This window comes from Zobellella maritima, from assembly GCF_003075035.1.
GTDB classification, from domain to species: Bacteria; Pseudomonadota; Gammaproteobacteria; order Enterobacterales; family Aeromonadaceae; genus Oceanimonas; species Oceanimonas maritima.
Genome location: NZ_QCZE01000017.1, coordinates 1 through 449 on the forward strand (window position 1 = coordinate 1; position 449 = coordinate 449).

General features: G+C 59.0%; 1 rRNA gene. It reads left to right on the forward strand.

What is annotated here, in order from left to right:
* Positions 1 to 449, forward strand: a 16S ribosomal RNA gene (locus DCS96_RS18395); the annotation flags it as partial.

Consider the following 449-nt stretch of genomic DNA (forward strand, 5'->3'; position numbering starts at 1 on the left):
CCTACGGGAGGCTGCAGTGGGGAATATTGCACAATGGGCGCAAGCCTGATGCAGCGACGCCGCGTGCGGGATGACGGCCTTCGGGTTGTAAACCGCTTTTGACTGGGAGCAAGCCCTTCGGGGTGAGTGTACCTTTCGAATAAGCACCGGCTAACTACGTGCCAGCAGCCGCGGTAATACGGAGGGTGCAAGCGTTATCCGGAATTATTGGGCGTAAAGGGCTCGTAGGCGGTTCGTCGCGTCCGGTGTGAAAGTCCATCGCTTAACGGTGGATCCGCGCCGGGTACGGGCGGGCTTGAGTGCGGTAGGGGAGACTGGAATTCCCGGTGTAACGGTGGAATGTGTAGATATCGGGAAGAACACCAATGGCGAAGGCAGGTCTCTGGGCCGTCACTGACGCTGAGGAGCGAAAGCGTGGGGAGCGAACAGGATTAGATACCCCAGTAGTC